Source organism: Actinoplanes rectilineatus, from assembly GCF_000962825.1.
Classification (GTDB): Bacteria; Actinomycetota; Actinomycetes; order Mycobacteriales; family Micromonosporaceae; genus Actinoplanes; species Actinoplanes rectilineatus.
Genome location: NZ_JZKF01000040.1, coordinates 74396 through 80540 on the forward strand (window position 1 = coordinate 74396; position 6145 = coordinate 80540).

Annotated in this window: 4 protein-coding genes; 3 read left to right on the forward strand and 1 reads right to left on the reverse strand. The window is 72.2% G+C overall.

The window, feature by feature from the left end:
* The first annotated feature begins 48 nt into the window (after positions 1–48).
* The gene (locus WH85_RS27045; protein ID WP_245674111.1) at positions 49–1848 is read left to right on the forward strand and encodes a LamG domain-containing protein; all 1800 of its coding nucleotides are present in this window, start codon (positions 49–51) and stop codon (positions 1846–1848) included.
* A gap of 3 nt (positions 1849–1851) precedes the next feature.
* Here the strand turns inward: WH85_RS27045 and folP are convergent, their stop codons facing one another.
* A complete protein-coding gene (folP, locus tag WH85_RS27050) occupies positions 1852–2652 on the reverse strand; it encodes a dihydropteroate synthase (protein ID WP_245674112.1) in 801 nt (266 codons plus the stop codon).
* Between the two features lie 124 nt (positions 2653–2776).
* Between folP and WH85_RS27055 the strand changes: the two genes are divergently transcribed.
* Both WH85_RS27055 and WH85_RS53180 read left to right on the forward strand, forming a co-directional pair.
* On the forward strand, positions 2777–3724 hold the full coding sequence (locus WH85_RS27055; RefSeq protein ID WP_045744817.1) for a TIGR03557 family F420-dependent LLM class oxidoreductase: 948 nt from the start codon (positions 2777–2779) through the stop codon (positions 3722–3724).
* A 77-nt stretch (positions 3725–3801) separates the two neighbouring features.
* Positions 3802–4968, forward strand: coding sequence for a glycosyltransferase family 9 protein (locus WH85_RS53180; protein ID WP_045744818.1), 1167 nt, complete (start codon positions 3802–3804; stop codon positions 4966–4968).
* Positions 4969–6145: the final 1177 nt, after the last annotated feature.

The window sequence follows — 6145 nt, forward strand, 5'->3', positions numbered from 1 at the left end:
GCCGGAAGTTAGCCCAACGTGGCTGAAATCCCCAAAAACGGTAAGTCGGTGCTGCGCCGTACCCTGATCGTCGGACTGGCGACGTTCCTGGTGGCCCTCGGCGGGGCCGCGTTCGCCGAGATCGTCACGACCGACCCGGTCACCTCCCCGTCCTTCAACGGCTCGGTGTACGCGGTCGCGTACCGCGGTGACACCGTCTACGTCGGCGGCAACTTCACCAGTGCCGTCGTCGCGGGCCGTACCGTGCCGCGGGCCCGGCTCGCCGCGTTCAACTCGCGGACCGGTGACCTGCTCGACTGGCAGCCGGCCGCCGACGCCAACGTGCGGGCGCTGGCGATCGCCGGCGAGACCGTGTACGCGGCCGGCGACTTCGACCGGGTCAACGGCGTACCCCGGGATGCGGTGGCCGGGATCGGGGCGTCCGACGGGGTGCTCACCCCGATGCGCCACACCGTGCTCGGCCAGCCCAACGCGCTCGCCGCCGGTGCGGGACGGCTCTACCTGGGCGGCCGGATCACCGCCGTCGACGGGGTGCCGCGCGCGAACCTGGCCGCGTTCAGCCTGGCCACCGGGGCCCTCGACCCGTGGGCGCCGACCACCGACGACACCGTGCACGCCCTGTCGGTGACCACCGACCGGGTCTACCTCGGCGGCAGTTTCCACCGGACCAACAACGTGCGGAACACGCTGCGCCTCAGCGCCGTCGACCCGGCCACCGGCGTGCTGGACCGCGGCTTCGTGGCCAAACCGGTCTCCCAGGTGTTCGCCGTGCACGCCCACCCGGACGGCGTGTACGCGGCACTGGGCGGCCAGGGCGGACGGGCCGTGTCGTACACCCGCTCCGGCGAGACCCGCTGGACCCGGGTGTTCGACGGCGACGCGCAGGCGATCACCGAACTCGACGACGTCGTCTACGTCGGCGGCCACTTCGACAAGGCCTGCACCACCTCGAACAACGGGGCGCGCGGCATCTGCACGGACGGCTCGGTGCCCCGCGGCAAACTCGCCGCCGTGGACCGGGAGGGCAACCTGCTCGACTGGGCGCCGCAGGCGAACGGGGTGGCCGGCACCCGGCAGCTGGCGTCCAGCACACCGCTCGGCGCGATCAGTGCGGTCGGTGACTTCACCGTGATCGGCGGCGCGACCCGGAAACGGTACGCGGAGTTCTACAGCACCCAGATCCGCCAGGAGTCGGCGGTCGCGGACGGGCCGGACTATGTGGCGTCGTACAACTTCGACACCACGATCGCGGACGGGACCTTCGACGACGGCTCCGGCCACGGCCATCTGCTGCGGGCCGTGACGCGCAACGGAGGCGTACCCCATCTGGTGTCGCACGGCAACGGCCAGGCGCTGAAGTTCCCAGCGCAGTGTGCGGGAGTCTCCTGCCCGCGCCTGATCCTGCAGGCCGAGGCGACGGCCGATTTGAACCCGGGAACGCGGCCGCTGCGGTACGGCGCGGGTGTCCTGCTCTCCCCGGCGGAGACCGGACGCGGCGAGAACATCCTGCAGAAAGGCTATGCGACCGGCGGTGGCCAGTACAAGCTGCAGGTCGACGGCCTGTCCGGCAAGCCGAGCTGCGGCATGAGCGACAAGTCCGGCGGGCCGGTCCACATCGCCCGCAGCCGCACCTCGGTGAGCGACGGCCAATGGCACACGCTGGAATGCCGGCGCACCGGACCGACCCTGGCGATCGTCGTGGACGACCGTCTGGAGGCGAGCGTGCCGGTGCCGACCGGGCTGAGCGTGGAGAGCGACCAGCCGTTCACCGTGGGCGGCAAGGGCACCGGCCTGGACGGCGACCAGTTCCACGGCACCCTCGACGACCTGTGGGTGCACATCGGCTGACGGTCAGGACATGTTGTGCCGGGTGTACGCCGGCTCCCGCCACCCCAGCATCGCCTCGGTCATCCGGATCGCGTCGGTGGCGGCGCGCACGTCGTGCACCCGCATGATCCGGGCGCCGCGCAGGACGCAGAACACCACCGCGGCCAGCGTGCCGGGCATCCGCTCCTGCTGCGGGCGGTCCAGGGTCTCGCCGATGAAATCCTTGTTGCTGAGCGCGGCGAGCAACGGGAACCCGATCCCGGCGATCTCGTCCAGCCGCCGGGTGATCTCCAGCGAGTGCAGGGTGTTCTTGTTCAGGTCGTGACCCGGGTCGATGATGATCTGATCCGGGCGTACGCCGTGCTCCAGCGCCAGGGCGACGCGCTGCCGCAGGAAGGCGCCCACCTCGGCGGTCACATCGCCGTACTGCGGACGCGGATGCAGTGTCCGCGGCGCGGCGAGACTGTGACAGATCACCAGCTGCGCGTCGGTGCCGGCGACCGCCGCGGCCATCGCCGGATCCCGCAGACCGGACGTGTCGTTGACGACGCTGGCCCCGGCCGCGATCACCTCCTTGGCGACCTCCGGCCGGAACGTGTCCACCGACACCACCGCCAGGTCCCGTGCCGCCTCGACGACCGGCAGCACCCGGTCCAGTTCCTGCGCCACGGACACCTCGGGACCCGGCGCGAACGGCACCCCACCGATGTCGATCCAGTCCGCCCCGTCGGCGGCCGCCGACCGGACCGCCTCGGTGGCCCGCTCCAGCGCGAACGTGCGTCCCCGGTCGTGGAACGAGTCGGGCGTCCGGTTCACGATCGCCATCACGGCGACCCGGCGGGCGAAGTCGAAGGTCCGCCCGCCGATCACCCGCGGGGTGCTGTCTACGCTCACGCCTCGGGACCCTAACAGGCCGTTTACCCGCCCCGGGCAGGGGAACGGCAGGGACATGAGACTCGGATACAAGCTGGCCGCGGAGGCTTTCGGGCCGAAGGAACTGATCCGCCAGGCGGTCCGCGCCGAACAGGCCGGATTCGACTTCGTCGAGATCAGCGACCACTTCCACCCGTGGCTGGACGTGCAGGGACACTCGCCGTTCGCGTGGAACGTGCTCAGCGCGATCGCCGTCCAGACCCGTACCCTCGGCCTCGCCACCGGCGTGACCTGCCCGTCGGTGCGCTACCACCCGGCGATCGTCGCGCAGGCCGCCGCCACCCTGGCGATCATCGCGGACGGGCGGTTCACGCTGGGCGTCGGCTCCGGCGAACGCCTCAACGAACACGTGGTCGGCCAGGGCTTCGGCGACGTGACCGACCGCCACGAGCGCCTGACCGAAGCCTTGGAGATCATCAACCTGCTGTGGCGGGGCGGCTACCAGTCGTACCGCGGCCGGCACCTGCGCCTCGAGGACGCCCGGATCTTCGACCTGCCGGACACGCCGCCGTCGATCGCGGTCGCGGCGGGCGGCACCCGCGCGGCGGAGTTGGCGGCCACCCACGGCAGCGGACTGTTCGCGACCGAACCCCGCGCCGACCTGGTGGAGACGTTCACCGCGGCCGGTGGGCGCGGTCCGCGCTACGTGGAGATCCCGGTGGCGTGGGCGCCGGACGAGGAGGCCGCGGTCGCCGAAGCACACCGGACCACGCGGTGGGCGGTCACCGGCTGGAAGGTGATGTCCGAACTGCCGAACCCGGCGAACTTCGAGGCGGCCTCGGCGACGGTACGGCCCGAGGACATCCGGTCACGGTTCGTGGTCGGTCCCGATCCCGCGGCGTACGCGGACGCGATCCGTACCCACATCGACGCAGGATTCGATCACGTCGTGCTGATGAACGCCGGTCCCGATCCGGACGGTTTCCTGGACTTCTTCACCAAGGAGATCCGCGACCGTTTCTGATCGAAGTCTCAACCGGAGCGGCCGGCCGCCGACGGGTCAGCACGACCGGCCGGCACGAGGGCGGAGACCCGTACCCCATGATCCTCGCCTTGCGCGCCCTGGGCGCCGGAGATCTCGCCCGCGCGGCGCCGGCCCTGCGCGCTCTGCGGTCCGCCTTCCCCGGCGAGACGCTGGCGGTGGCCGCGCCCGCCCGGCTGGCCCCGCTGGCGGCGGCGATCGGCGGCATCGACCGGATCGTCCCGGCCGGCGAACTGGAACCGCTGGACGCCGCCCCGGCCATGCCCCGGCTCGCGGTGAACCTGCACGGTTCCGGCCCCGGCTCCCACCGCCGCCTGCAGGCGCTGCGCCCCGGCGAGCTGTGGGCGTTCGCCAGCCGCCCGGCCGGCCACCACGACGGCCCCGGCTGGCACGATGAGGAACATGAGGTTCGCCGCTGGTGCCGGCTGATCCGCTACTACGGCGTCCCGTGCGACGAGTCCGACCTGGACCTGTCACTCCCCGCCACCCAGGGCAGTTCCGCCGCGAGGGGCATCGCCGCGACCCAGGGCAGTTCCGACACCCAGGGCAGTTCCGTCACGAGGGGCATCCCCGCCACCCAGGGCAGTCCCGTCGCGAGGCGCAGCGATGTCCCGGACACGGGCCGCCCCGGCGCAAGCCCGGTCATGCCGGATGTCTCGGGCCGCGGAGCGGACGCCGCCGAGCCGAGCAGGCATGGTCCCGGCAGTGACATCTCGAGTCTCCCGGAGAGACCCGTGCTCCTCTACCCGGGAGCACCGTCACCCGGCCGCCGCTGGCCACTCGGACGGTTCGCGACGGTCGCAGACCGCCTGCGCCGGGACGGCCACCACGTCCTGATCACCGGTTCCCCCGCCGACCGCGACCTGTGTACCCAGGTAGCCGTAGCCGCACGATTCGACCCCGACACGATCCACTGTCCCGACCTGGAGGACCTGCTGTCCCTGGTAGCCCGTGCAGCCCTGGTGATCAGCGGCGACGCGGGAACAGCCGCCCTGGCGGTCGGGTTCCGAACCCCGTCGGTGACCCTCTACGGCCCGATCTCGCCGGCGTTGTGCGGCCCACCACCCGACCGCCAGTTCCACCGAACCTTGTGGCACGGCACCCGAAACGATCGAGGCGACCTACCCGGCCCACCCCACCCTGCCCTGCTGAAGATCACCGAAGACGAGGTCCTGACCGAAGCCGCCGCGGCCCTGTCCGCCCGCCCCGTCGCCGCCACCCCCTGAATCCGCAGCCGCCCGCCCCGCACAGCCAATCGGGTGCGGTGGCCGTCTCTCACCTGGCAATTGGGTGCGGTGGCCGTCTCACCTGGCAATTGGGTGCGCTGGCCGTCCCTCACCCGGCAATTGGGTGCGCTGGCGGCCCCGACCCGGCAATTGGGTGCGCTGGCAGCCCCGACCCGGCAATCGGGTGCGCTGGCAGCCCCGTAGACGGCATGATCGCGGTCGCACGTCGTGACCATCTCCAGTGACCGCTCCCGATCAAGCCGCTGGGTGCGCTCACCGTCCCACGCGGCCGGACAGCGCTCCCGATCAAGCCGCTGGGTGCGCTCACCGTCCCACGCGGCCGGACAGCGCACCCGATCAAGCCGCTGGGTGCGCTGGCCGGCGTGGGGGGCGGTGGCTGCACCCGATCAGGCGGTTGGGTGCGCTGGCCGGCGTGCGGGGTGGTGGGCGTCCCCGGTCAAGTGATCGGGTGTGCTGGCCGTCGCGTTGGGACCGGTGGTTGCACCCGATCAAGAGGTTGGGTGCGCCTATCGTCTCGTGGTTGCTGGTGAGTGCACCCAACCCCTTGATCGGGTGCGGTTCCTGCCGGGGTCGGGTGCGTGTGTTGCCTGGCCGGGTGGGTGAGCATGTTGCGTGGGAGCGGGTGGGGCAGTAGCCGTCCCCGGTCAAGTGATCGGGTGCGCTCGCCGTCGCGCTGGGACCGGTGGTTGCACCCGATCAAGCGGTTGGGTGCAACCCCGCCTGCTGGGGACCGGTGGTTGCACCCGATCACGCGGTTGGGAGCGGTGGCCGTCGTGTGGGGTGGTGGGTCTACCCGATCAAGGGGTTGGGGGTGCTTGCCGCCTTGGAAGGGTGGGTGGGTGCACCCGATCTCGTGATCGGGGGCGCTTGCCGCGTGGGGCGATGTCCGGTGGGCCGGCAGGTAGGCAGACCAGCATGCAGTCGGGCAGTCGGGCAGTCGGGCAGTCGGGCAGTCGGGCAGGCGGACCAGCGGACCAGCGGACCAGCGGGCAGGCGGGCAGGCGGGCAGGCGGACCAGCGTGTCGGCGGGCGGGCGGACCAGCGTGTCGGCGGGCGGGCAGGCAGGCAGGCGGACCAGCGTGCCGGCGGGCAGATAGGTCGGCGGGGAGGCGGCAGGGAGTTCCGGAAAAGCGAGGGGGCCGGCCCGGGACGGGGC

What these genes read in the sequence shown, in the direction of transcription:
- folP (WP_245674112.1), bottom strand. Translation starts at nt 2,652, where the DNA reads ATGGCGATCGTGAACCGGACGCCCGACTCGTTCCACGACCGGGGACGC.
- WH85_RS27055 (WP_045744817.1), top strand. Translation starts at nt 2,777, where the DNA reads ATGAGACTCGGATACAAGCTGGCCGCGGAGGCTTTCGGGCCGAAGGAA.
- WH85_RS53180 (WP_045744818.1), top strand. Translation starts at nt 3,802, where the DNA reads ATGATCCTCGCCTTGCGCGCCCTGGGCGCCGGAGATCTCGCCCGCGCG.